The following is a 24417-nucleotide window of genomic DNA, read 5'->3' as shown; positions in this document are numbered from 1 at the left end:
GAGGGATCGAGACGGATTACAGCAGGAACGAAAGCCCGATATTGACCTGTTGTACGTTCGGCCCTTTGTCGCTCACGAAGATACTCTGCGGATAGTAGCGTGCCGATACGGCCACCCACCGGTAACCCACGTTGCACTCTACGCCGTAGTGGAAATTTCTCAGGTTCAGGCTCGAATGCTGTTTTTCGGTATGCTTGGCGCCCGTCTCGTCCAGGTATTTCACTTTGGTGTGTCCCTGGAGCCGGAGTCCGCCGACGACGCCGAAGTTGATGAAGCCCGGAGCCCGTTTCCCCGCTTTGCTGCGTCCGAACTGGAACTCGGCGAGCAGCGGCAGGTTGAGGTACATGGTGGTCAGTTTCGTTTTTTTGAAATCGACTCCCGGTCTGTCGTATCGGTAGTCCGGCACGATGTAGCCGTTTTCGTCCTGCGTCAGAGTGATGTCGCGGTCGAATCGGAAGTTGTTGATTTCGAATCCGAGCCCGGTGATGAGGCCGAAGTGGCGGTTGGAGACGATGGTCAGGTCGACGAGATTGACGTTCACGCCGATCGATTTCGGACTCTGGCGCAGGTATTCCGCTCCGTTCGGCAACTTCATGCTGCCGAGGTTCCGCACCAGGCCGTTGTAATAGATGCCGACGCCCGACCAGTGGCCGCCGTACCATTTCCACCGTTTGGGCACGCGTCCGGAGTATGGGCTCGATCCGGAAATCAGGTCGATGTTGGTCTGTGAAGGGGTCTGCGTTACAATCAATTTTTTTTGTGATCCGATGTTCCGCACGATGATCGTATCTGCTCCGCCGCCGACCCTTTCGGTGCTGTCGATCTCTTGTGCCGTTGCCGGCCGGAGCAGGAAGAGGGTGCCGAGGGCGAAGAGCAGGTGTAAGGGTTTTTGCATGGTTTTCATATCGTTAGGATAGATGGCTTCCGGAGAACCGGTAGGACAAATATACGATAATTCGGAAGAAATGGCAATCGCCGGTCGTGTTTTGCGCTTGTTCGGCCGGTGTGGCATTGTCGTTGGGGCCGAACGGCCCCGCCCCGGGCTACCGCCTCGACGAAGACGGCATACTGCGTGCCGTGGGCGACAACGGATTCTGCTGGTCACCCATGTCTTACTATTCGGGAGGCCGCTACCGGAGCCGGTATTTAGTTTTCCATACGCAAGGGATCAATCCAATCAATATGGGTGCCCGCGCCTACGGTTTTCAGTTACGTTGCCTCTCGGAATAAACGGAATGGCAGAACAGACGCTGACGGGATAACGACCGGTGCCGTGACGGGGCGTTTCGTGTGCGGGTTTTTGCTCTATTTTTTTGGTGTGTATCGGGTTTCCGTTGTATTTTTGTCCGGAAAGCACCGACTTTTTAGCCCCGGCATGCACCTATTCTATATACCCGATATAACGGACGGAGCCGACCTTTATACGCTGGCGGACGACGAGGCGCGCCATGCGACCGGCGTGTTGCGCCTGCGGGGCGGCGACCGGGTGCGGCTGACGGACGGATGCGGCGGGTGGTATGAGGCCGAGATCGTGGCGGGGGCGACGCCGAAAGCTTGTCGAGTGCGTATTTTGTCGCGCGAGGCGGAGCATGGTCGGCGGCCTTATCGGCTGCATGTGGCGATCGCGCCGACCAAAAACATCGACCGATACGAATGGTTTCTGGAGAAGGCTACCGAAATCGGGATCGATCGCATTACGCCGCTCGTGTGCGAGCATTCCGAACGGAAGACCGTTCGTCGGGATCGGGGCGAGAAGATCGTCCTTAGTGCAGTAAAACAGTCTCTTAAGGCTTACGTGCCGCGGTTGGACGAGGCGACGGCATTCCGGGATTTCGTCGCTGCGGCCGATACGTTGTATCGGAGTCGTTTTGTGGCCTATTGCGACGAGGGGACGCCGCTGGCGGAGCGGATCGCATTGTTTTCCGCTTTGCGCGACGCGGCGGTCGATGTCTCGGGCGCGGAATTTTGCGTGCTGATCGGGCCGGAAGGGGATTTCTCTCCGACGGAGATCGCGGCGGCGAGGGGTGTCGGCTTTCTCCCTGTCTCGTTGGGGGAGAGCCGCTTGCGGACGGAGACGGCGGGGGTGATGGCGGCAGCGATGGCGCAATTGGCGGCGGAAAACACCACGAGAAACGATTGATACGAAAAGGGATGCACTGCGGATCGGGAAAAAACAGTAAATTACGCTATTACGTCGGTTGTCTGTGGCGCGAGGCAGTGCCGGGCGTCTGGCTGCGGTGGCGGTTGAAGCGGGTGTTGGCGCGGGCTCGGCGACGGAAGGACTGGGACTATATCGAACGGCGGGTGAATTACTATTGTCGCTTGAACGCGCCGGTCGTTTTGCCGGGCGATTCACCGCGGCTGGGCGAGCATATGCGCAAGGGGATGAATTCGGTCTATTATTTTGATACGAAAGAGTTCACCCGGTGGTTCGATCCGGAACTGCGGTGGCGGGTTTGCCCGGGCGACGTGACCTATGTGCCGGAGTGGCCGGCGGTGGTGAAGAGCCGCCCGATTGCGGCGGAGGAGGAGAGGGCGGCGAACGCTTTTTCCGTTCTGCTCAATTTGGATAAAATCAGGCACTTTACCTTCCTCAAAGACCGGATGCCGTTCCGTAGAAAACTCGACCGGGCGATTTTTCGCGGCGACGTCAATCGGACGACCAAACCGCATCGGGCGCGGTTTATGGAGCGCTATTACGGGAGCGAAGTGTGCGATTGCGGCATTATTTCGTCGGCCGGAGATTGTCCGCAGGAGTGGATGAGGCCCAAAATCTCGCTGTGGGAGCATTTGAAATATAAATTCGTGATGACGCTGGAGGGGAACGACGTGGCCAGCAACCTGAAGTGGGTGATGTCTTCCAACTCGCTGGCGGTGATGCCTCGGCCGAAGTACGAGACTTGGTTTATGGAGGGAACGCTCGTGCCGGGGTACCACTATGTCGAGATTCGGGACGACTTTTCGGATTTGCCGGAGAAAATGGCCTATTATGCCGCCCATCCGGAGGAGGCGGAGCGGATAGCGGCCCATGCGCACGAGTATATCGCACAGTTCCGCAACAAACGGCGGGAGCGGATAATTTCGTTGTTGGTGTTGGAGAAATATTTCCGGATGACCGGACAACTGATCCCCGAAACGACCGAACGGTCGGCCGGGCGATAGAACAATCATACTGATTATGGATTGGACCAATATATTTACGATGCTGGTACTGGGCAGTTTGCTGCCTTTTGCCGTTCCCGGCGTGCGGTTCCAGGGGATCGTGGCGGCGGTGGTGATTGCCGTCGGCGCTGTGTTCGCGGCGGTGGCGGGAGTGACGGCCATTGTGTTGCCTGCCGGGGTGACGGTGCCGGCCGGCGATTTCGTGCTTCCCGAGATGGATGCCATCGGAGGGGTTTTTGCCTTGGCCGTGGCCATTAGCGGCGTGGCGTGCTCGGTGTACACCGTGGGATACCTGCCGGGGCATGCGACGGGGAAAAATCAGGTGCAGACGGGGTTGCATTTCGCAGCTTTAGTGGCGCTCTTCTACTCGATGCTCGGGGTGATCGGGGCGAAGGATACCTACGGCTTCTTGTTCTGGTGGGAGTTGATGACCCTCAGCTCGTTCGTGCTCGTGATGTTCGACGGGGAACGGAAAGAGGTTTTGCATGCGGCGGTGGGATATCTCGTTCTGATGCACATCGGCTTTTTCCTCTTGTTGGGCGGCTTCGTGGCGCCGCAGGGCGGAGAGGCGTTTTTTGCCGGACGGGGGATGACCGTACCGGCTTTTCTGCTCTTTCTGGTCGGCTTCGGACTCAAGGCGGGGATTTTCCCGCTGCACATGTGGTTGCCGGTGGCTCATCCGGCGGCTCCGTCGCACGTCTCGGCCATGATGTCCGGGGTGATGATCAAGATGGGGATCTACGGAATCGTGCGGTCGGCTTTGGCTTTGACGCCGGACGGAATCTTTGCCATGGGGCTGTTGGTTTTCGTGCTGGGGGCGGTGACGGCGGTCTTCGGGATCGCCCGGGCGGCGGTGCAGACCGATATCAAACGGCTGTTGGCCTATTCGTCGATCGAAAATATCGGGATAATCTGTCTCGGGATCGGGCTGGGGCTGTTGGGACGGTCGGTCGATAGCGACTTTCTGGCCTATGCGGGGTTCGGCGGAGCGTTGTTGCATGTGCTGGGGCACTCCAACTACAAGACGATGCTCTTCCTGGGGGCGGGATCGGTGGTAGCGGCGACACATAATCGGGATATGAACCGTTTGGGGGGATTGCTTCGGCGGATGCCGGTGACGGGCATTCTCTTTCTGGTGGCGACGATGGCTATCTGTACGGTGCCGGGGCTGGTGGGATTCGCGTCGGAATTCGTGCTTTTCGACGGCCTGTTCGGGGCGATTACCCGGGGCGAGATGGTCGCAGTTGCGGTGGCGGGGATTGTGGCTTTGGCGTTGGTGGGGGGCTTGACCCTGATGACCTTTACGAAGGCTTACGGGATTACCTTTCTCGGAAATCCGAGGGGATGTGCGGCGCGGGAGGCGCATGAGGTGGGGGCGGTGATGCTCTTGGCGCAGGTGCTGCCTTTGGCGGGGATTTTGGCCGGGCCGGTGCTCTATCCTTATATTGTGCTCGAAAATGCCGATGTGCTGTTCGGGGCGCGGTACTATGCCCAGTCGATGATCGACCGGATGTGGATCGTCGAGGGGGTGATGGCGGGGGTGGTGTTGCTGACCGTCGGGTTGGTTTTCTTGAAACAGTGGCTGAATCGGAGGGCGGGGGTCGCGAGCGTGCGGCGGTCGACGTGGGGGTGTGCTTTCACGGCGCCGGACAAGCGGATGCAGTACACCGCATCGTCGTATAACCGCGAGTTGCAGACCATGTGGGGCGATCGGCAGCGGGAGGCGACCTCGTCGGCCTTGCCGGAAGAGGAGATCTTTCCGGCAGAGCGTGCTTTCTCGACAGAGGATCGCGATACGACGGCCCGGGCGGTGACCCATTGGTTCGCGCATCTGTTGCGGCGGGGGACGGCGCGGCTGGCCCTCTTCCAGACGGGAAAGACGAACCACTATGTGCTTCATGCGCTGGTTTTGTTCGTGTTGATTCTGATATTGTCGCTCTGCGGGGCGTTGTAACGATTCGACGGTTATGTTTATCATTCCTTTATTTTTGATTCTGGTATCGGCGGTGTGCATCAAGGGGGTTATCAATAAGACCCGCGCACGGCTGGCGGGGCGCAAGGGGGTTCGCTTCTTTCAGCCGTTGCTGACCGTGGGTGTTTTGTTGCAGAAGGGCGAAATTTACAGCACGTCGGCGACCTGGCTTACGCGCACGGCTCCGGCGCTCTATCTGGCGACCACGCTGGGGGCGGTGTTGCTCTTGCCGTTGGGGATTTTTCCGGCGGCGGTGAGCTTTTACGGGGATTTTATTCTGTTCGCCTATTTGCTGGGGTTCGGGAAACTGGCTTTGGTGCTGGCGGCGTTGGAGAGCGGAAGCAGTTTCCAGGGGATGGGGTCGGCGCGCGAGGTGCTGTTTTCGATGTTGGTCGAGCCGTGTTTCTTCCTGCTGGTCGGGACGTTGGCGATGGTGACGGGCTACGGGTCGTTCAGTTCGATTTTCGCTACGTTCGATAATGTGTCGATGGATTGGCTGATGCTTTCGTTGGTGATGGGGTATGCTTTTTTGAATGTGGCGTTGGTGGAGAACGGCCGGTTGCCGGTGGACGATCCGCGGACGCATCTGGAGCTGACGATGGTGCACGAGGCGATGGTGTTGGATTTGTCGGGGGTGGATCTGGCGTTTATTCAGGTGGCGGGGTGGTTGAAACTCTCGATCTGGGGGGCGTTGCTGGTGAATGTGGTGGTTCCGGGCCAGGTGGAGGGATGGATGCTGGCGGGTTGGTTTTTGGTGGCGATGGCCGGTTACGGGGTTTTGGTCGGTGCGGTGGAGTCTTTGATGGCTCGCAATCGGATGACGAAGAATGCCACCTATTTGGCGACCGTATCGGCGATCGGTTTGTTGGGTTTCGGTGTGGCTTATGTACTGATGACCAGCGGGCTGAGTTAGGGAAGGGGTTTCTATTGTCTGCTGCGGATGCGCGGACGAAGAATGGGACGAGGATTTGGGCTGAGGCTGCCCATTGCCCACCGCGGGCACGCCCCGTTTATTCCGAGAGGCAACGCAACTGAAGACAGTAGCCCCGATCGGTTGTCGTATGCGGGCCGGTATTCGTCATATCGAAACGCATACGCATCCCGTAGATGCCGCTGACCCCAGCCGCCCAACTGTAACCATGGCTGCCGACGCTCTACAATGCTCCCTCGCCGCGGTCGCGGTAGCCCGGGGCGGCGCGACCAAAAATAGACGAACAATTAAATAACAACCCCTTATGTTGTTGCTATTCATTATTATATATGCCGTTTCGTTACTCTATGCCGCCGTCACCGAAAGGTTTCGGCACTATGCGTGGATCGTCGGCATGCAAGGGTGGTTGCTGATGGGGATCGCCCTGATGCAGCTCGGGCCCGGCGAAGGACTCGGAACCAAAATCTTCGTGATTGCCGAGACCGTCGCTTGCAAAGGGATACTCGTGCCGTATCTGCTCTTTCGGATCATCCGGCGCACCCGGATCAATCGCGTGAGCAGGAGAGCCATGTCCGCTTTCGGATCGTTGCTCCTCTCCGCCCTGGTGCTCGTCGTGAGCCTCTCGATCACCCGGTGGGTCGATGACTCGCAGCTCAACACCCTCTTTTTCGGCGTATCGCTCTTCGGACTCTTGACCGGGCTCGTGCTCGTCACCTCGCGGCAACGGATATTTTCACACCTCGTGGGGTTTCTGGTGATCGAAAACGCCGTATTCCTCTTCTCGCTCGCTGTGGGAACCGAATTGCCCATGCTGGTCAATGTCGGTATTCTGCTCGATATCCTGATGGGTGTCCTGATGCTCGGACTCTTCCTCTCCAAGATCGGCGAACGGCTGCCCAACCTCGACAACGAAAAACTCTCTTCCATCAAAGACTGATTCCTTAACGCTATATGCTGATTCATCTTTTTATTCTATCGTCGGTGCTCGCCCTGCTCGTGGGGGTGGCGCGTCAGCGGGCCTACGTGCAGTTCTTCGCCGGTCTCTTTTTCGCCGTGCAGGCTGCGTTCGCCGTTTGGGCCGTGCTGAACCGCGGGACGACGACAGCCTTCTACTTCACCTTCGATACGCTGGGGGTGACCTACTATGCCTTGATGGCGCTCGTCGGATGGCTTTGTTGCTGGCAGAGCAGCCGCTATCTCGACCAGGAGAACCTGCGGGAGTACAAGATCTACCTGATTTCGTTGATTGCGCTGAACGTGGCACTGACCGGCGTCTATTTCGCCAATAACATCACCGTGACTTGGATTTTCCTCGAAGCCACCACCCTCGCGGCGGCGGGGTTGACCTATCACCGGCGCACCTTGCGCAGCTTGGAGGCTACCTGGAAATACATCTTTATCAGCTCCGTAGGGATTGCGATCGCTTACCTCGGCGTGTTGCTGCTGAGCACCGTGGCCGCGGCGGCTGAGGGAGAGGCCGACCTGTCGTATGCCGGGCTGACGCAGGCCATTGCTTCGGGGGCCGGGAATGCGCTCTATATCCGGCTGGCCTTTCTGTTTATCGTGGTGGGCTATAGCTCGAAACTCGAAATATTTCCGTTTTGTACCGTCGGTGTGGATGCCAACCACAGCGCGCCGACGCCGACTTCGGCATTTCTCTCGTCGGCGTTGGTCGGCGGCGGATTCGTCGCGGTTTTCCGGGTCTGGAAGGCCATGCAGGGGGCACCGGAGGTGGCGGCTTGGTGTGGGCATGTACTATTGCTGTTGGGCGGTTTGTCGCTCCTGATGGCGGCGGTTTATTTGGGACGGACACGTAATTTGAAACGTTTGGCGGCCTATTCTACGGTCGAAAACAGCGGCCTGATGATGCTGGGATTGGGAATCGGGGGGATCGGTGTGTGGGCTGCAGTTCTTCATTCGCTGGCCCATACGTTGATCAAGGGTTCGTTTCTGATGCAGCTCAGCGTCGTGGGGAAGATGTTCGGCAACTACCGGGTGGCGCGGAATGGCGGCTATTTCCGGGTCGATCCGTTGGGGGGGCTGGTGCTGGTGTGCTGTCTGATCGCCTTGATCGCCGTGCCGCCGTCGGTGCTCTTCCGGACAGAGTACCTCATTCTGACCGGCTTGCTGGGAGAGGGATGGTGGTGGATTTTCATTCCGGTGGCGCTGCTCTTGGTGACAGTCATCTATTGGCTCTGTTCCAAACTGTTGCCGTTGTTGTTCCGGCCTGTCGATTTGTCGCGGGTGCGGATCGAGGGCCGGAATCCGTGGCTCTCGGCGGTGCTGTTGCTGATGGTGTTGGCCACCTTTGTGGCGGGAGTTTGGCAGGCGCCGGAGCTGGTCGGCCTGATCGATTCGATTGCATATTAATACGAGGATGGGAATGAATACATTGGACAGATGGGCGGTGTGTCGTCCGGCGACCTCGGGCGGCGTAGGGATTTTTTCCGAGGGGAAGATTCCGGAGTTGCCTTATGCGGCTTTTGCCGAAGATATGCGGCGGTTGTTGCTGGACGAGACCGGTTCGGCGGCAGAGGGGAGTCGGTGTGTGGCCTATTTCGCCGTGCCGCAGGGCGAAGCGGATGCAGGCGAGGGGATATCCGGGTTGACTTTTTATGCCCTGGTGGCGCGGGACGAGACGGGAGATATGCTGGCGGCGAAATACGTTCGGGATTACCACGACGAAGGCGAATTGGCGTCGTTGGCGGCGGAGATTCCGGCCTTGCACGTGTATGAACGGGATATCGCGGAGCGGTATGGCGTTCGTTTTGTCGGGACGCCGTGGGACAAACCGCTCCGCTATCCGTTCGACCGTTTCCGGCAGCGGGATCGGATCGATACCTATCCTTTCTATTCGATCGACGGGCACGAGCTGCACGAGGTGCATGTCGGGCCGGTGCATGCGGGGATTATCGAACCGGGCGCCTTCCGTTTTTTGTGCGACGGCGAGCGGATCGTCCACCTCGAAATCGCCTTGGGATACCAGCATCGGGGTGTCGAGGCGGGGATTACGGGGACTTCGCATCGGCTGCGGCAGATGTTGCTGGGCGAGACGATTGCCGGAGATACCGTGATCGGGCATGGGACTGCCTTGGCGGGTATTCTGGAGTCGGGAGCCGGAGGTGAGTGGGAGGGAAACGGATTGATCCGTTGCGAACGGGCCGTAGCGTTGGAGATGGAGCGGTTGGCGATCCACATCGGTGATACGGCCGCGTTGTGTATGGACTTGGGCTACCAGACGGGGCATGTGGCTTGCGAGGCGCTCCGGACGCTGGTCATCAATGCCATGCAGCAGTGGTGCGGGAATCGTTTCGGAAAGGGATTGGTGCGTCCGTTCGGGGCGAACCATCGTCTGACGCTGGAGCGGGCGAAGTACATCGAGGCGACTTTGGCCGAAGTGATGGAACGCTATCGGATGGTGGGGCGCGATCTGCTCTCTACGCCGTCGGTACTGTCGCGGTTGGAGGGGATTTGTACCGTGACGAGGCGGCAGGCGTTGCAGGTGGGAGCCGTGGGGCCGGCGGCCCGGATGGCGGGCGTGGCGCGGGATGCGCGGCGGGCTTTTGCTTTTTATCCGTTGGAGGGGTTCGAACCGGTGATGATCGATGCGGAGGCCGACGGGATGAACGGCGACCTGATGGCTCGCCTGAAGATGCGGTTGCGGGAGGCGGAGGTTTCGTACACCATGATCGGAGCCGGGTGCAAGGAGTTGGCGGGGCGGTGGTTCGAAGCTTATCCCGCGCCGGACTATGGGCAGCCGCTGGCTCCGGAGGCGTTGGTCGTCTCCGTGACGGAGGGGTGGCGGGGCGAAATATGCCATGTCGCTCTGACCGATCGCAAGGGAGAGTTGCGGGGGTATCGGATTTTCGATCCCTCGCTGCATAACTGGATGATGCTGGCCCTTTCGGTCCGGGGCGCTCAGATTTCGGACTTTCCGGTAAGTAATAAGAGCTTTAACCTTTCTTATTGCGGACACGATTTGTAGGGGCTTTCAGCGCGGTGTCCATATGCGGGCGGCGCGAGAGGCGCGCCCGGTTTCTAACCAAATAGAGCGGAACGAGATATGTTATTGACCAATTTTCGGGTGTTGTTACAGCATGGCACCCAATATATCAAGCACTTGGATCGAGTGACCCTGTGCGACGAGTTTCGGGGGCGACCCGTGCTGACCGGTGCCCGGCTGACGGCGGCTAAGCGGGCGCAGTTGTGCGCCTTGTGTCCGACGGGGGCGATTTCGTTCGATCCGAAAATGCGGCTCGATTTGGGGAAGTGTCTTTTTTGCGGCGAGTGCGCCGTGCAGTTTCCGGAACAGGTACGCTTCACCAACGACTACCGGTTGGCCGCTCCGACCCGCGAGGGCTTGGTTGTGACCGAGGGGGAAGAGCCCGAGTGGTTTTTTGATCAGGAGGCGGTGCGACCGGAAATCAAACGGTTGTTCGGCCGGTCGTTGCAGCTGCGCGAAGTCTGTGCCGGGGGCGATAACAGCTGCGAAATGGAGCTCGGGGCGGCCGGAAACGTCAATTTCGACATGGGACGCTACGGGATCGGTTTCACCGCTTCGCCGCGCCATGCCGACGGGATGGTGGTGACCGGGCCGGTGACTGCGAACATGGCGCGGGAGATCGAAATTACCTGGCAGGCGATTCCGGAGCCGAAACTTCTGATTGCAGTGGGAGCCGATGCGATTTCGGGCGGCCTGTTCGCCGGATCGCCGGCCGTGAACCGCGATTTTTTCGACCGGCATACGCCGGATCTCTATGTGCCGGGCAATCCGGCCCATCCGATGACCTTTATCACCGGGGTGCGGGCTCTGCTGGAGCCGCTTCCGGAGGTGGAAGAGGGTGGGGATGAGGAGACGGCTGCGGAACCGAAAAAGGCGAGATGGGCGGCGGTGGCTCGATGGTGGCGGAAAACGCCGCCGGCGACGGATGAGGAGGAGGTGATAGAAGAGGAGGGCGAGGAGATGGTTGCGGAGGAGGAGATCGAAGCGGTTCCGGCAGCGAGCGAAATCCCCGAACCTGAAGAGACCGTACTCCCAAAAAACAAAAAGCGGAAGACTATCGAATGACGAAAGTAGCGACCACCGGATTGTGGTCGCTATTTTTGAATTCGAGGTCGATCGTTTCGCACCCCACCGCTTCGATTCCCGGCCCGCACAAGGCGAAATCCACCACCGTTGTCGTCGTGCTTCCCGCTCGATAAGGCTCGTAGTCGTAGCGCACAGACGGGGTGCGGGAATCGTAAACGAACCTTAGGTCGGACGGAAAATCGGTCTGTTTGATCGGAAACGGGCGGAAATGAGCGTCTTCCAGCGCTGCCCGACTCGGCCGGTATCCCGGCGGACAGCTGTTCCAATCCCCCGCCGTTATGCTGTAGGGCTTATCCGACAGGTAGTTCCGCAGAAAAGCCAGCTCGCGGCTCCGCATATCTCCCGTGTCGTAAGCCGTGTTGTGGGTGTTGTTGACGAAGAGCGTGTCGAGCTGTCCGGTCGCCGTATCCCGCACCGGAATCGCAGCGCTCAACAGGCAGCGCTTGAGGTTGAAAAGCCGCATCGGAAAGGAAAAACCGCTCGGATAGCCGTATCGTACCACTCGCTCCGGTCGCCACCGGCTGAAAGTCGCCACGCCGCCTTTGACTCTGCCCATCGGATCGGTCAGCGGAATCGGCACGAAATCGGCGACGTAGTTCAATCCCATCCAGCTCTCATATCTCGGCAGCGCTCGCCGCAGCGAGTCGTATTCATTGATGCCGTAGCTCCGTCGCGAGTCGAGGTCTATCTCCTGCAAGAGGATGAAATCCACTCTTGCCGAGTCTGCCGTCCGTTGCAGGAACCGGAGAATCCGTTGCAGATTTTCGACGGTTCTGGCCTGCGACGTGCGCATCCGCTTTCCTCCGTCGTAAAAGAAATCCATGTCGTCGCCCAGTCCGGCATAGCCGATATTCCACGATACGATCCGCACCGTGTCGCCGCGCCGTAAAACAGGCTCGTCGTCCGCTATTGCAGTCGTGTCGAGCACCTCGACCGGAGCCGGTCGCCACTCTCGTATCCAGAAGAGGCCGAGCAAAAGAAGAAGCCCCGCGACCAGTGTCGAGAGGCTCCATAAAAGGATGTGTAACAGATGTTTCATCATAGAAACCGTAAGAGTGAACGGCTACCGTTCCACCTGAATGGTGTAGTTCGGACGGAAGTGCACCACCGGCCATGCCACGTTTCGGAATTTACCCGATCGTTCACTCTCTCCATCCGGTACCTGCTGCTGGAAGGTGTAGCCCACCTGTAACAAATTCGGACGATACGTCTCTTTTTGCAATCGAATCGGCATCTCTGTCCCGAAGCGTTTCAATGCGCCGCCGAAGTACCTGATGACGTCATAGCCCCGGAACGAATACGGACTGGGCAACTCGCCGAACTCTTTCAGGTATTCGGTGTAGAACGCTGCGACCGCCGGATCGCTCCGGTCGGCATGATACGAAGCGGGGTAGTGCACGTTGAGTTTGTAGAACAGGTCGAGGTTGATGTTCTGCACCCACTCCCAGCGCGGGGTGCCGATGACGGTAATCCGATAGTGGCTGTTGCTGACCAGCGAACTGAGGTGAGAGAGCACCCCTTCCAGCGCATCCGCCCGATTGACCGGCACGTAAACGATGTTGTGCCGTCCCCGTTCCAACGCTGCGGTCAGCAAAGCGTCCATATCCTGACTCCTCGCCCGTTCGCCGCTGAACGACAAGGTGGAGATCACCTCTCCGAGCCGCGATTCGATCAGCGAGAATGTAGCGGTATCCGGATGTTCGACGTGGTCGATCACCAGCAGATTGTCCCCCTCGCTCGCCGTCCCGGGCCGTCCGCCGAACTGTTCGAAAATGCGGTCGAAGGCATGGGTCTCGTCCGGCGAAACTTCGTAGACGTACGGATTGTCGTCTGCCCCCACCGCTCCCAACGGGCTGACGATGGCAATGCCGCGTTGGGCTCCATAGCTGGCCACGGTGTCGAATGCGATCGGATAGACCGGTCCGATGATCAGATCGGCGCGGTCCAAAGCTCCCGACCGGATTTGACGTTCGACGATCTCTTCCGCCGCCCCGGTGTTCAGGAACCGGAGATTGACCGAGATGCCGTCCTGTTTCAGCGCATTCAGCCCCATCAGAATCCCCCGGTAGTAGTCCGCGAACCGGTGGTTCGAACTCAAACCCTCCTGCAACGGCAACAGCACGACCGTTTCGATCGGTGCCTTTGCATCCCGGGCGTGCAGCAGACCGGTTCCGAATCCCGATACTGCGGTTTCGCCTGCGTTCTCCTCTTGCGACAGACCTCCCCGTTCAGGATTCCGCTTCCCTCTGCCATGGGTCGAAATGGTGTCGGAGCGTGTCGAGACGACTTGTTCCGTCGTCCGCGCAGGCACCGGTCGCGGAATCGTTCTCGGCGGCACGGTAGGCCTCGGATTTTCGATCTGCGGCTCCGGCAGTTGTTGCTGTTGCGGGTCGGTCGTAGCGGTGCCTTTCTTCCGTTGGATGCGTTGTTTGGCCTGCGGGATCAGTAAGGTCTGCTTGGCGCGCAAAGTGGTCTTCGTCAAACTGTTGGCGCGCATAATATCCTCTTCGCTCACCCCATAGGCTTCGGAAATGGCGAATAAGGTTTCGCCTTTTTTCACCTTGTGCAGGAGGTAGTTTTCGCCCCGCATCGTAATCCCCCGGGTGGAAACTTTGATAACCGTCTGGGCCCGGACGGCTTCCGACATCGGAGCCCCGCCCAGCATCAGGCAGATACAAAGGGTGAAAACGCGTTTGCTAATCATATCCGGTGTATGTGTCTCTTAAACAGATGATTCGTTCTACAACCTCCCGCTCGTGCAAGAGGAGAGAAAAGAGGCTAATGCGAGGTGTTCCGTTTCTTTCCTGCGGTGTCTTTCCCGAGCCGCAGTTGGGTGATGACCTGTTTGGTGTTCATCGGGAAGTCGCCGTTCATCATCCAACTGTAATAGGTCGGTTCCGCAGCGAACACTTCCGCCACCGGGCGCCCTTTGTGCTTGCCGAAGTTGAAAACCGGCACGTCTTTGTCGTTCAGCACGATCCGTCCCGCAAAATCCACGTTTCGAGTCGTTTGCGAAAAATCGGACAAAAATTCCACGTCGTTCTGCAAGGTGTCCGGATAACGGTCGAGCTGTGCCTTCAGCACGTTGTAGGTGGCTCGTATATCTGCTTCCGCGGAGTGCGCATTCTCGATCTCGGTTCCGCAGTAGAACCGGTGTGCGGCAGCCAGCGTCCGCTGTTCCATCTTGTGGAAGATGTTCTGCACGTCCACGAACCGTTTCCCGTCGAGGTCGATTTCGATGCCGGCCCGCATGAACTCTTCGACTAACATCGGGATGTCGAATTTGTTGGAGTTGTATCCCGCCAGGTCTCCTCCTTTGATGAATGCGGCCAGCGATTTGGCGATCTGCGGAAAGGTCGGACAGTCGCGCACATCTTCATCCGAGATGCCGTGTATGGCTGTAGTCTCCTCCGGAATGTGAACGCCCGGATTGATCCGTCTGGTCTTCACCTCTTCGTCTCCGTTGGGGTGCACTTTGATGAGCGAGATTTCGACGATGTGATCTCGTCCCGGATCGACGCCGGTGGATTCGATGTCGAAAAAGATCAGCGGACGTTTCAGCTTCAGTTCCATAGCGTTGTGGTCGTCCGAGCGAGGTTATGCGTTGATCATCATCGGCATGAGCAGCATGAGCAGCGACTCGCCTTCGGTGTCGTTTTCCGACGGGAAGAAGAGCCCTGGTCGGGTCGCGTCCGCCAGTTCGATCGATACTTCCGGCGAGTGGATGTTCCCCAGCAAATCGAGCAGGAACGATGACCGGAAGCCGATTTCGATGGGCGAGCCGTCGTAGTTGCAGCTGATGTTGTCTTCCGCTGCCGCGGCGTAGTCGATATCTTGTGCCGAAAGGTTGATGTTTCCTGCGGTCAAGTCCAGTTTAATCAACTGGTTGGCCTGGTTCGAGCAGACGGATACGCGTTTGATGGCGTTGAGCAGCTCCATCCGATCGACCAGCACTTTGTTCGGGTTGTTGTTGGGAATCACGGCGTTGTAGTTCGGGTAGTTCCCTTCGATCAACCGGCAGACGATTTTGTGTTTCGGCATCGTGAAGATCGCGTTCTTGGTGTCGAACGTAACGGTAATCATCTCTTCGGCATCCCGCGAGAGGAGGTTTTTGAGCAGATTGGCCGGTTTTTTCGGCAGGATGAACGAGGCTTCCTTATCAGAGGTCACGTTGGCGTTCTTGAACAGAGCCAGCCGGTGCGCATCGGTAGCCACGAACGATATCTCCTTCAGTGACAAGGCGATGTCGACGCCGTTCATCACCGGTCTCAGCTCGTCGTCTGCGGTGGCGAACAGGGTCTGGTTGAGGCCGTCTCCGAGCGCCGGTGCCGGAATATAGAAGATGGTCGCAGCGCTCTCCTCGACTGCCGGCAGTTCCGGATAGCCGAGTCCGGTGATTCCCGGAATGCTGAGTTTTCCGGTTTTCCAGTTGATGGTCACTTCCCAGCTCTCTTTGTCTACGGTGATGGTCAGCGGTTGTTCCGAAAACTCTTTGATCGAGTCGGTGATCCGCCGCGCCGGAATCGCCACTACGCCGTCACCGTTCTGGTTGTCCACTTCCAAGGTGGAGATCAGGGTGGTTTCCAAGTCCGATGCGGTGATTTTCAGCTGATTGCCGGCCAGTTCGAACAGGAAGTAGTCGAGGATCGGCAAGGTGTTTTTGTTGCTGATGACTTTTCCGATGGATTGGAGGTTGTTCGACAGCAAGGTGCTGGATATGATGAATTTCATAAGAAAAGTGTTTTTCCGTTTGGTGAATATCTGACAAAGATAGCGATTTTTGGTTTTTGCTGTATGGGGTGGGGCGGGTTTTCTCTGTCGGGTCGGACAGCCGTCGGGGAGTGTCTTTGGAGCGGTTTGGGTAGAGGTTGCCATTAAATCACCCGAAGGGTGCGCCCGCCCGGCGGACGCGTTCACGCCACGGCGGGCGGCTTTTATTACTTAAAAGTAATCGCGTAAGGCGCGCGAAAACGTGGCGGAGCGAAAGCGGAGCCGCAGTGGGACCGCAGTGGGGCGCACACGGGACAGTGCTTTGAGGGAGAGCGAGTAGAGCGATTCGCAGAATCGCCGTCCTCGGCGAGAGCGACGCCATAGCGGCGCGTGGGGGGCGCGCCGAGGACGAACTTCCGAGAATAGGGCGATGAATGAGCCGAGCTCCTGCGACCTTTAGGTCGCCGGCCTCGTCGTCCAAGCCCCGTAGCGGCTTCGGGGGGATGGGCGACAGGCCGAACATGACAGCCGGGCGGTGACTGGGGGATAGCTTTTGTGGGCCGGACGCCCGGGAGTGACCGCAGTGAGCCTGCGAACGTTGCGAGCCTCCCGAGGGGGAGGCGTCCGGCCCGCGCGGTTCTTCGAACCGCAGGTTTTCGGCCCCCATCCGTTTATTCCGAGAGGCAACGCAACTGAAGACCGTGGCCGTGGTCGCCCACGTCACAGGAATTGAGGAACTGTGTGCTGAAGTGTAAGAACACGCCTACACTCCTGTTGCAAGTGGATGACCAACTGTATCCATGGTTGCCGAACCCCCACAATATACCCGTATCTGAAGCGCGGAAGCCCGGGGCGGCACGTGATGGGCACAATACAGGCAAATGACGTTACAGCGTCAGCTTTTCGAGCGCCGTTTCGATCATTCGCTGCACGAACGGCGCGTAGTCCGGACGACTGTCGCCCGCCGCCCGCTGGACGATCACCGTGCAGAGAGTCAATGCCCGGTGTCCCAACAGTGCCGCCAGCCCCGCGATGGCCGAACTCTCCATCTCGAAGTTCGTTACTCGCAGCCCCTCGTGCTCGAACCGCCGAATCGTCTCTATGTAGTCCGCCCGCATCAGCGGCAATCGGACGACCCGTCCCTGCGGCCCGAAAAAGCCCGGCGCCGAGAGTGTTAGCCCCCGGATGGCGACATCGCTGAACCGTTCGACCAGCTCCGGATCGTTCGGGACGAAATAAGGCGTTGCCCAACGCTCCTCCCAGCGAGTCTGGCGCACGAACGCCTCTTCGAGCTCCCGGTCGCAGACCCGCGCCCGGTCGGCGTAGAAGTTGAGCAGGCCGTCCAGACCGCCCGATACCGTGGCCATAATCATCGCCCCGAACGGAATATCCTCCTGCAACGCCCCGCTCGTGCCTAACCGGACGATCCGCAACGAGCGACGCTCGGGGAGCGGTTTCACGCGCCGCGTTTCGAAATCCACGTTAGCCAGCGCGTCCAACTCGGTCATGACGATATCGATGTTGTCGCACCCGATTCCCGTCGAAAGCACCGTGAGCCGCACCCCGTTCAATGTGCCGGTATGGGAGCGGAATTCGCGGCTGGCCGTGCTGCTTTCGATGCGGTCGAAATGGCTGGCGATCAGTGTGCTGCGATCCGGGTCGCCGACCAGGATGACCGTGTCGGCCAGCTGTTCCGGACGCAGGTGGAGGTGGAATACGGAACCGTCGGAGTTGATGATTAACTCCGACGGGGAAATAAAGGTGCTCATAGACGAAAGCGTTATTTGATCTGTCGAACCGAACCGCCCGACGAGGTGTGTATCTGCACCGCAGAGTGGAGCAAATCGCCGGCTGCCCGGTATCGGATCGAGCCGCCCGACGAGGCGGAGGCCTCCAGACTCCGGCTGACCCGGCATCGGAGCGAAGCTCCCGACGAGGCCGAAACTTTGGCGTCCGCAGCGTCGAGGTTTTCCAGTTCGGCCGAAGCGCCGGAGTATACTTGGGCCTTCAGCCGCTCGGTCGTGCCGTCGATCGCAGCTTTCGCGCCGGAGTGTACCTCGATTTCGATCTCTTGCGTCGTCATGCGGCTCCGGAGGATATCTGCCCCGGAGTGCACATCGATCTCGACCTCTCTGGCCGCCAGGTCGATCCCCTCGATTCGCGCGCCCGAGTGTATATCGATGTCGCATTCGCCGGGGGCGGTAAAGTTCCCGCTGCCGGTTACCGTCGAACCGCTGTGTGCTTTGAGTTTTTCGAGTGTCGAGACGGTCACTTCGGCTTTTCGGGTCAGGTTTTTACGTTGCAGGTCGTGGGGGATGTCGTTGAAACCGAGGTGGAGTATTCCCTCTCGCACTTCGACGCGCAGATAGGGCTGGAGGCGGCTGTCGACAACGATGGTCGCCCCGCTTATCGCCCCCGGCCGGAGGGAGACCGCAAATCCCTGTCGGGTTTCGATCCCGCGCAGATGGCCGGTTTGGATCACCTTAGGCGCCGTGTCCGTGGTCTGGGCCGAGACCGGCAGGCTGCCGGCCAGTATGGCGCCGAGGGAAAAAAGAAGCTGTTTTAACATGATTTTTATTTAAGTTTATTCGACATAGTTCAGGTGTACTTTGGCCATGGCCGACGTCCGGGTGTGCATTCGGATGGCCTGGTCGGCGAGTACCCGTATGGAACTGGAGCCCGAAGCCGCGGCGTCGATTCCTTTGGTGACCCGGCAGACCATTTGGCTCATGCCGGAAGCTGTGCAATCGGCTTCGGTCGAGCTCAGGTCGCCGAATTCGAGGCGTGCCTTTCCGGAGGTCGTTGCCTCTAACCGGTCGGTTCTTCCGTGGGCGGTAACGGAGGCCATGCCGGAAGCGTCGATATCCATCGAACCGGTTTCCTGTAAGGTCAGGTCGATTTTGCTCTGCCCCGAGGCATCGATTTTCGTGTCGCCGCTCTGGGCGTCGTGTGTCAGCCGGAGCCGGCCCATTCCCGAAGCGTCGATTTTCATTCCGGCGACCTCATTCCGGAGTGTCGCGTCGATATGTCCCATCCCGGAAACGTCGATTTCGGGCGTCTCTTTTCCGGTCACGGCAATGGTAATCGGGGAGATATGCCCCATTCCGGAGGCCTCGATTTGCGAAGCGGTTCCGCTGAAGGTGTCGTCCGTGTGCACCGAAGCTTTCCCCGAAACGGAGAGTCGGTCGATCCGGGCGAGGGTGACTTCGGCTGTGGCGGGACACGACCATTTTTCGGTGTTTTGGAGCTCTTTGGGCAGCTCTTCGAAGCCGAGCCGCAGCATGCCGCCGCTGACTTCCGCTTTCAGGTAGGGTTCGAGTCGCTCGTCGAGGGTGATCCGCACGCCGTTCCGGTCGGTGTCGTCGCTTTGGTGCAGGGTCACTTTGAAGCAGTGTCCGGCTTGCAGTCCGGTCAGCCGGACGCCCTGACTCGGGGTTACCGTTTTTTCGCCGGCCAGTGCGGCGGTCATCGAAAAGAGCAGGGTGCCCAGCAGGACAAAAGGTTTGGTTGTCATGGTTCGTTAAAAAAACTAAATAGACGTTGTGTGTGGTCTGTGGCGGTCGGTCTCTCAAATATAGCTATTCGGCGACAGATCGGCAAATTTTTCGGCAGTTCCTTAGGCGGCGATGCAGATGCCCACCAGAATCAGGAATAACAGGTGTTTCATAATCGGTTGCGTTTCTTTGTTGTTTGTCCCGTTCTTATGCCATCGGCGTGCCAAAGTGTTTAATGTCTTGATAGTCAGTTTGATGATTTTTCTTAGCTTGCTTCTGAGTGTCTAAAAATTAGACAGATGTCGTCTAATTTTTGGACATTCGGCCCGATCCCGAAAAATTCCCTAATTTTGTATCTTTAATTGTCTGTCTGTTCTTTGGCTATGAGCTGGAACTGCCGCTTTTTGAAAAAAGCGGCACCAAAAACTTTTATGCTAGCTACGCTACTCCTCAGGCTCCGCAGTCCTCATGTTTCGCGAGTCTGTCGGGCTGGGTTTTCTCGGCGAGCGCGCTAAATAACGGGAAAATAACCCAAGCGCGCTGCGCCGGAAAACCACAGCCCAACGAATCAACCGAGAATTGGGCCGCCGGCAGCTTGAGGATGCGCAAGCATCCGTCTAAAGTTTTTTTGGTTCTTTTTGTTCACAACCGACGCTGCCAGCGAGCGCAATGCAAACATGGTTTGCAAATTGCCGAGCGGCGAGGAGGAAAACGAGCGGAGCGAAGTTAAAAAGGACAGTACCAGCTGGGGCAAAGAACTGAATAAACGATTAGAGATTTTAAGAATTATGAAGAATATCCGCAACTTCTGTATCATCGCGCACATCGACCACGGCAAATCGACCCTGGCCGACCGGCTGCTGGAGGTGACCAAAACCGTCAGCGAACGGGAATTGCAGGCCCAGGTGCTCGACGATATGGATCTGGAGAAAGAGAAAGGGATCACCATCAAGAGCCACGCCATTCAGATGGAGTACGTGCAGGGAGGCGAGAAGTATATCCTGAACCTGATCGACACCCCGGGGCACGTCGACTTCTCGTACGAGGTATCGCGGGCCATCGCGTCATGCGAGGGGGCCTTGCTGGTGGTCGATGCCACGCAGGGGATTCAGGCCCAGACCATTTCGAACCTCTATCTGGCGCTCGGGAACGATCTCGAAATCATTCCGGTGCTCAATAAAATCGACATGGCTTCCGCGATGGTCGAAGAGGTGAAAGATCAGATCGTCGATATGCTCGGCTGTCGGCGCGAGGAGATTCTGGCTGCTTCGGGGAAGACGGGTGAAGGGGTCGAAGAGATTCTCCGGGCCATCGTCGAACGGGTGCCCGCGCCCAAGGGGGATGACAGTGCGCCGTTGCAGGCACTGATTTTCGATTCCGTATTCAATCCGTTTCGCGGGATTATCGCCTATTACCGGGTGATGAACGGGGTGATCCGGAAGGGCGAGCGGGTGAAATTTTTCAATGCCGGCAGCGAGTACGACGCCGACGAGATCGGGGTGCTGAAGCTCAAGATGTCGCCGCGGGACGAGATTCGGACAGGCGACGTGGGGTATATCATCTCGGGGATCAAAAATTCGGTGGACGTGAAGGTGGGGGACACGATCACGTCGGTGGCCGAGCCGTGTCGTGAGGCGATCGCCGGGTTCGAGGATGTGAAACCGATGGTCTTTGCGGGGATTTATCCGGTCGAGACGGATCAGTACGAGGATTTGCGGGCCTCTCTCGAAAAATTGCAGCTCAACGACGCGTCGCTGACCTACGAACCCGAGTCGTCGCTGGCGTTGGGATTCGGGTTCCGGTGCGGCTTTCTTGGGCTGCTCCACATGGAGATCATTCAGGAACGTTTGTTCCGCGAGTTCAACATGGATGTCATTACGACGGTGCCTAACGTCTCGTACAAGGTCTTCACGACCAAGGGCGAGGAACTGATGGTGCACAATCCGTCGGGGCTGCCGGTGCCGAACATGATCGACCACATCGAGGAGCCGTATATTCTGGCTCAGGTGATTACCAAGACGGAGTATCTGGGGGCGATTATGAAGCTCTGCATCGAGAAACGGGGGGTGTTGCTGAACCAGAATTTCATTACGACGGACCGGGTGGAGGTCAATTTCGACATGCCGCTGGCGGAGATCGTCTTCGATTTCTATGACAAACTGAAGAGTGTTTCGCGGGGGTATGCTTCGTTCGACTACCACATGACGGATTACAAACCCTCTCGGTTGTCGAAGTTGGATATTTTGCTGAACGGCGAGCAGGTGGATGCGCTGTCGTCGCTGATTTATGTGGATCACGCCTATGATTTCGGGCGGAAGATGTGCGAGAAGCTCAAGGAACTGATTCCGCGTCAGCAGTTCGATATCGCGATTCAGGCGGCGATCGGGGCGAAGATCATTGCGCGCGAGACGGTCAAGGCGGTGCGGAAGGATGTGACGGCGAAGTGTTACGGGGGTGACATTTCGCGGAAGCGGAAGCTACTCGAAAAGCAGAAGGCGGGGAAGAAACGGATGCGTCAGGTGGGGCGTGTGGAGGTGCCTCAGGAGGCTTTCCTTGCGGTGCTTAGGATGGACTGACGGCGGGATTGTCGGGTGTGCGTTGAGGCTGCCCCTTGCCCGCCGCCAGCGCGCGGACAGAGAACGGGAGTAGAGGCTGCCACAGCGAAACGTAGTTTCGCCCGTCCACGGGACGTGGGGCCCGCGCGGACAAAGGGTTGGGCCGTCGGCAGCTTTAGGATGCGTTAGCATCCGTCGAAAGTCTTTTTGGTTCTTTTTCTTCAGAAAAAGAACAGTACCAGCCGGAGCAATGACCAGATCGCGCGCCACGCCTAAAGAGGGAAATCGTCAAAATGTGCTTGCACGTTTTGACAAGATTTCCCCGGGCGCGCGAAAGAACTCGACCCTGTACGAAAAAACCGTCGCCCGCCCGCTTAAAGAGGGATTTCACTCGTTTTGCGGTGAGCAAAATCGAGATGAAATCCCAGCGGGCGACGACAAGCGCGGCGGAGCGATAGCGGAGCCGCAGTGAGGCTGACACGGGGCGGAGAACTGGGCTGTGCTTTGGGCTGTGCTCGTTCTTCGGGCGGGAAAACCGGCTACGGTTTTCCCGCCGCGCTGGGCCGAGTTTGGGGCTTGGCTGGGGCGGTGAGTTGGGCTGTGCTTGTGATCGTGCTTTAGTCTTTACTTTGGGCCGCGAGCGAGTAGCTCAGTCCCCGTGACAACGGTCGGCCCGCAGCCCCCGGATGCGGAGGGCCGAAATACTCCGCTCGCGCTCCGTCTTCGTTCTCCGCTGGCTGCGGCCGAAAACAAATTGGCCGAGCTCTTGCGCCCCTTTAGGGTCGCGCGGGCCGAAGCCATACCCGGCGTAGGGCCGCCACTTCGCGATGCTCGTTTGGCTCCCGCAGGCTTCGGCCTGCCAAAGTCAAGCCACAGATAGAGTAGATCCGGCTAGCTTTTTCGTGCCGAGCGGCACCCCGTTTATTCCGAGAGGCAACGCAGCTGAAAACCGAAAGCGCGGCGGCTCACGTAGCTGGTGTTGAGGAGCTGTGAATGAAAATGCAGAATCCAGCTACCGATACTGTTGGTGGACAACGACCATTGATAACAGAAATTGCCCGTGTGATAGAACGTTCCGTCACCGTGGCTGCGGAAGCCCGGGGCGGGCTGCTCGTCCCCGTTTATTCCGAGAGGCAACGCAACTGAAAACTGTGAGCGCGGTAATCTTCATGAGTCGTTTCGGCAGCCTGAAACTGAAAGCGCATAGCCAAACTGCGTTCGTAGATTCCCTCCCATAGGAAAGAACTGGAAGACCAACTGAATCCGTAGAGGCCGATTTGATCCATTGTTCCGTCTCCGCTTCCTTTGCGGAAGCCCGGGGCGGGGCGTCCATGACTCCTCGAATTTCCTGTAAAAACAGTCGCAAAATCAGTCGATCGGCAGGCTATTCCACCATACGGGCCTGTAGGCGAATCTCCTGTGCCGGACGCCCCGGATCGTTCGTGACGATCGTGATTCCAGCCGAAATCCTTCCCTGTTTGTCAGTCGTGTCCCATTTGACGGTCAGCGTGGCCGTATCGTCTCGCGCAATGACCGTCTTGTCCGCCGTCACGCGAAGTCGATTGTCGGTTGTCCCGATGTGTCGAATAATAAGGTCTTTACGACCCGTGTTGGTGATCTGGAACTCGCGTGTCAGCGTCTTTCCCTGCGGCTGGTCGCTGAAGTGGTAGAACGAAGAAGAGTACTCCGCCTGCGGAGCGATCTGGAGCGTAGTCCGCGAGAGCGCCCCGAAGTCCTCCGTGAAAATGACCGTCCATTCGACCGGGTCGAGCAGCGGTCGGTGATCTGCCGACAGCTCGAAACTTCCCTGTTGCCTCCCCCAGACCTCTTCCGGAGCGCGGAACGTCAACTCGATTTCGCTTCGTTCTCCCGGTGCGAGTTGCGATTTCTTGGGCCGCACCGTCACGTATGCCGGCAACGAACGACCGCTCGTTTCGATTCGGATCGTTTTTTTACCCGCGTTGGCGATTCCGACGCTTCGGACAACCGTCTTCCCGTGAGGTAGCATGCCCAAAGTCAGGTTCCGGTCGGCGATCCGCAATCCTTCACCCAGATAGTACGGGTAGTCGTCCTGCAACGTCCTCGGTTTGGGGATGACATTCCCGGTGATCGTCAGCCGCACGGTGCGGCGCGGGTCGTTGCAGAGGATATGGATCACCTTTTCGAAGCGTCCCGGCCGGTTCGTCGGGTCGAACGTGATTTTCATCTCCGCCGTCCGTCCCGGCAGCAGCGGAGCCTTGTCGAATTGCGGGGTGGTACAACCGCACGACACCCCGACACTGTTGATAACCAGCGGTAAATCTCCTTCGTTCGTGAACCGGAACGTATGGCTGACATCACCGTCCGTCTCTCGAATCTCTCCGAAATCGTAGGTGTAATGGTCGAAAACGATTCGTGCCGTTTTTGTCTCTTCGGTTCTGCCGATCCCCGTGCCGAGGAGAAGCAGGCCGAAACAGGTAAGTATACGTTTCAGGATCATTTTGTTTTTCATGTGTTTATCTCAT

22 protein-coding genes are annotated in these 24417 nt (G+C 58.5%); 11 read left to right on the top strand and 11 right to left on the bottom strand.

Going from position 1 to position 24417, the window contains the following annotated elements:
• Positions 1–16: 16 nt before the first annotated feature.
• A complete protein-coding gene (locus tag Q9S52_RS04180) occupies positions 17–895 on the bottom strand; it encodes a porin family protein (protein WP_304708264.1) in 879 nt (292 codons plus the stop codon).
• Between the two features lie 86 nt (positions 896–981).
• On the opposite strand from Q9S52_RS04180, the gene Q9S52_RS04175 reads away from it, so the two are divergent.
• The 9 genes from Q9S52_RS04175 (at position 982) to Q9S52_RS04135 (ending at position 11133) form a co-directional block, all read left to right on the top strand.
• Complete coding sequence (locus Q9S52_RS04175; protein WP_304708263.1) at positions 982–1230, top strand: hypothetical protein; 249 nt, start codon at positions 982–984, stop codon at positions 1228–1230.
• 145 nt (positions 1231–1375) lie between these two features.
• The gene (locus tag Q9S52_RS04170) at positions 1376–2140 is read left to right on the top strand and encodes a 16S rRNA (uracil(1498)-N(3))-methyltransferase (protein WP_304708262.1); all 765 of its coding nucleotides are present in this window, start codon (positions 1376–1378) and stop codon (positions 2138–2140) included.
• A gap of 11 nt (positions 2141–2151) precedes the next feature.
• Positions 2152–3162 (top strand): glycosyl transferase family 90, encoded by a 1011-nt coding sequence (locus Q9S52_RS04165; protein WP_370648989.1) that lies wholly within the window; start codon positions 2152–2154, stop codon positions 3160–3162.
• 16 nt (positions 3163–3178) lie between these two features.
• Entirely contained in the window at positions 3179–5116 is a 1938-nt protein-coding gene (locus tag Q9S52_RS04160) for a proton-conducting transporter membrane subunit (RefSeq protein ID WP_304708260.1), read from the top strand.
• Positions 5117–5129: 13 nt separating this feature from the next.
• A complete protein-coding gene (locus Q9S52_RS04155; protein WP_297628182.1) occupies positions 5130–6047 on the top strand; it encodes a respiratory chain complex I subunit 1 family protein in 918 nt (305 codons plus the stop codon).
• Positions 6048–6369: 322 nt separating this feature from the next.
• Positions 6370–7002 (top strand): hypothetical protein, encoded by a 633-nt coding sequence (locus Q9S52_RS04150; RefSeq protein ID WP_294592706.1) that lies wholly within the window; start codon positions 6370–6372, stop codon positions 7000–7002.
• A gap of 14 nt (positions 7003–7016) precedes the next feature.
• Complete coding sequence (locus tag Q9S52_RS04145; protein WP_304708259.1) at positions 7017–8435, top strand: proton-conducting transporter membrane subunit; 1419 nt, start codon at positions 7017–7019, stop codon at positions 8433–8435.
• 13 nt (positions 8436–8448) lie between these two features.
• Positions 8449–10050, top strand: a complete 1602-nt coding sequence (locus Q9S52_RS04140) for an NADH dehydrogenase subunit (protein WP_304708258.1) — start codon at positions 8449–8451, stop codon at positions 10048–10050.
• Positions 10051–10128: 78 nt separating this feature from the next.
• The gene (locus Q9S52_RS04135) at positions 10129–11133 is read left to right on the top strand and encodes an NADH:ubiquinone oxidoreductase (protein ID WP_304708257.1); all 1005 of its coding nucleotides are present in this window, start codon (positions 10129–10131) and stop codon (positions 11131–11133) included.
• Here the strand turns inward: Q9S52_RS04135 and Q9S52_RS04130 are convergent.
• The 7 genes from Q9S52_RS04130 to Q9S52_RS04100 form a co-directional block, all read right to left on the bottom strand.
• Positions 11123–12196, bottom strand: a complete 1074-nt coding sequence (locus Q9S52_RS04130; protein WP_304708256.1) for an endonuclease/exonuclease/phosphatase family protein — start codon at positions 12194–12196, stop codon at positions 11123–11125. The two genes, Q9S52_RS04135 and Q9S52_RS04130, sit on opposite strands and share 11 nt — an antisense overlap.
• A 21-nt stretch (positions 12197–12217) precedes the next feature.
• Positions 12218–13858, bottom strand: coding sequence for a LysM peptidoglycan-binding domain-containing protein (locus Q9S52_RS04125; protein WP_304708255.1), 1641 nt, complete (start codon positions 13856–13858; stop codon positions 12218–12220).
• Between the two features lie 74 nt (positions 13859–13932).
• Complete coding sequence (locus Q9S52_RS04120; protein ID WP_294592692.1) at positions 13933–14727, bottom strand: 3'-5' exonuclease; 795 nt, start codon at positions 14725–14727, stop codon at positions 13933–13935.
• Between the two features lie 24 nt (positions 14728–14751).
• A complete protein-coding gene (gene dnaN, locus Q9S52_RS04115) occupies positions 14752–15885 on the bottom strand; it encodes a DNA polymerase III subunit beta (protein WP_297628166.1) in 1134 nt (377 codons plus the stop codon).
• An 866-nt stretch (positions 15886–16751) separates the two neighbouring features.
• On the bottom strand, positions 16752–17633 hold the full coding sequence (locus tag Q9S52_RS04110) for a nucleoside phosphorylase (protein WP_304708254.1): 882 nt from the start codon (positions 17631–17633) through the stop codon (positions 16752–16754).
• An 11-nt stretch (positions 17634–17644) separates the two neighbouring features.
• A complete protein-coding gene (locus tag Q9S52_RS04105; RefSeq protein WP_304708253.1) occupies positions 17645–18433 on the bottom strand; it encodes a GIN domain-containing protein in 789 nt (262 codons plus the stop codon).
• Positions 18434–18448: 15 nt separating this feature from the next.
• Positions 18449–19378, bottom strand: coding sequence for a GIN domain-containing protein (locus Q9S52_RS04100; protein ID WP_304708252.1), 930 nt, complete (start codon positions 19376–19378; stop codon positions 18449–18451).
• Positions 19379–19671: 293 nt separating this feature from the next.
• On the opposite strand from Q9S52_RS04100, the gene Q9S52_RS04095 reads away from it, so the two are divergent.
• Complete coding sequence (locus tag Q9S52_RS04095; RefSeq protein WP_304708251.1) at positions 19672–20088, top strand: hypothetical protein; 417 nt, start codon at positions 19672–19674, stop codon at positions 20086–20088.
• 58 nt (positions 20089–20146) lie between these two features.
• Entirely contained in the window at positions 20147–21934 is a 1788-nt protein-coding gene (gene lepA / locus Q9S52_RS04090; RefSeq protein ID WP_304708272.1) for a translation elongation factor 4, read from the top strand.
• Between the two features lie 900 nt (positions 21935–22834).
• On the opposite strand, the gene Q9S52_RS04085 is transcribed toward lepA, so the two are convergent.
• From Q9S52_RS04085 to Q9S52_RS04075, 3 genes are all read right to left on the bottom strand, one after another.
• Positions 22835–23050, bottom strand: coding sequence for a hypothetical protein (locus Q9S52_RS04085; protein WP_304708250.1), 216 nt, complete (start codon positions 23048–23050; stop codon positions 22835–22837).
• Positions 23035–23199, bottom strand: a complete 165-nt coding sequence (locus tag Q9S52_RS04080) for a hypothetical protein (protein WP_304708249.1) — start codon at positions 23197–23199, stop codon at positions 23035–23037. Before Q9S52_RS04080 ends, Q9S52_RS04085 begins: the two co-directional genes overlap by 16 nt.
• A gap of 98 nt (positions 23200–23297) precedes the next feature.
• Positions 23298–24404: a DUF1573 domain-containing protein gene (locus tag Q9S52_RS04075; protein ID WP_304708248.1), complete on the bottom strand. Its 1107-nt coding sequence runs from the start codon at positions 24402–24404 to the stop codon at positions 23298–23300.
• Between the last annotated feature and the right edge of the window lie 13 nt (positions 24405–24417).

The sequence above is a fragment of the uncultured Rikenella sp. genome (genome assembly GCF_948810725.1).
Taxonomy (GTDB): Bacteria; Bacteroidota; Bacteroidia; order Bacteroidales; family Rikenellaceae; genus Rikenella.
The sequence above is the reverse complement of the archived record's forward strand: the minus strand, read 5'-3'. Positions and strand labels throughout refer to the sequence as shown.

What these genes read in the sequence shown, in the direction of transcription:
- Q9S52_RS04075 (WP_304708248.1), bottom strand. Translation starts at nt 24,404, where the DNA reads ATGAAAAACAAAATGATCCTGAAACGTATACTTACCTGTTTCGGCCTG.
- Q9S52_RS04125 (WP_304708255.1), bottom strand. Translation starts at nt 13,858, where the DNA reads ATGATTAGCAAACGCGTTTTCACCCTTTGTATCTGCCTGATGCTGGGC.
- Q9S52_RS04135 (WP_304708257.1), top strand. Translation starts at nt 10,129, where the DNA reads ATGTTATTGACCAATTTTCGGGTGTTGTTACAGCATGGCACCCAATAT.
- Q9S52_RS04145 (WP_304708259.1), top strand. Translation starts at nt 7,017, where the DNA reads ATGCTGATTCATCTTTTTATTCTATCGTCGGTGCTCGCCCTGCTCGTG.
- Q9S52_RS04130 (WP_304708256.1), bottom strand. Translation starts at nt 12,196, where the DNA reads ATGATGAAACATCTGTTACACATCCTTTTATGGAGCCTCTCGACACTG.
- Q9S52_RS04165 (WP_370648989.1), top strand. Translation starts at nt 2,152, where the DNA reads ATGCACTGCGGATCGGGAAAAAACAGTAAATTACGCTATTACGTCGGT.
- dnaN (WP_297628166.1), bottom strand. Translation starts at nt 15,885, where the DNA reads ATGAAATTCATCATATCCAGCACCTTGCTGTCGAACAACCTCCAATCC.
- Q9S52_RS04105 (WP_304708253.1), bottom strand. Translation starts at nt 18,433, where the DNA reads ATGTTAAAACAGCTTCTTTTTTCCCTCGGCGCCATACTGGCCGGCAGC.
- Q9S52_RS04100 (WP_304708252.1), bottom strand. Translation starts at nt 19,378, where the DNA reads ATGACAACCAAACCTTTTGTCCTGCTGGGCACCCTGCTCTTTTCGATG.
- Q9S52_RS04155 (WP_297628182.1), top strand. Translation starts at nt 5,130, where the DNA reads ATGTTTATCATTCCTTTATTTTTGATTCTGGTATCGGCGGTGTGCATC.
- Q9S52_RS04170 (WP_304708262.1), top strand. Translation starts at nt 1,376, where the DNA reads ATGCACCTATTCTATATACCCGATATAACGGACGGAGCCGACCTTTAT.
- lepA (WP_304708272.1), top strand. Translation starts at nt 20,147, where the DNA reads ATGAAGAATATCCGCAACTTCTGTATCATCGCGCACATCGACCACGGC.
- Q9S52_RS04180 (WP_304708264.1), bottom strand. Translation starts at nt 895, where the DNA reads ATGCAAAAACCCTTACACCTGCTCTTCGCCCTCGGCACCCTCTTCCTG.
- Q9S52_RS04140 (WP_304708258.1), top strand. Translation starts at nt 8,449, where the DNA reads ATGAATACATTGGACAGATGGGCGGTGTGTCGTCCGGCGACCTCGGGC.
- Q9S52_RS04080 (WP_304708249.1), bottom strand. Translation starts at nt 23,199, where the DNA reads ATGGATCAAATCGGCCTCTACGGATTCAGTTGGTCTTCCAGTTCTTTC.
- Q9S52_RS04160 (WP_304708260.1), top strand. Translation starts at nt 3,179, where the DNA reads ATGGATTGGACCAATATATTTACGATGCTGGTACTGGGCAGTTTGCTG.
- Q9S52_RS04150 (WP_294592706.1), top strand. Translation starts at nt 6,370, where the DNA reads ATGTTGTTGCTATTCATTATTATATATGCCGTTTCGTTACTCTATGCC.
- Q9S52_RS04110 (WP_304708254.1), bottom strand. Translation starts at nt 17,633, where the DNA reads ATGAGCACCTTTATTTCCCCGTCGGAGTTAATCATCAACTCCGACGGT.
- Q9S52_RS04120 (WP_294592692.1), bottom strand. Translation starts at nt 14,727, where the DNA reads ATGGAACTGAAGCTGAAACGTCCGCTGATCTTTTTCGACATCGAATCC.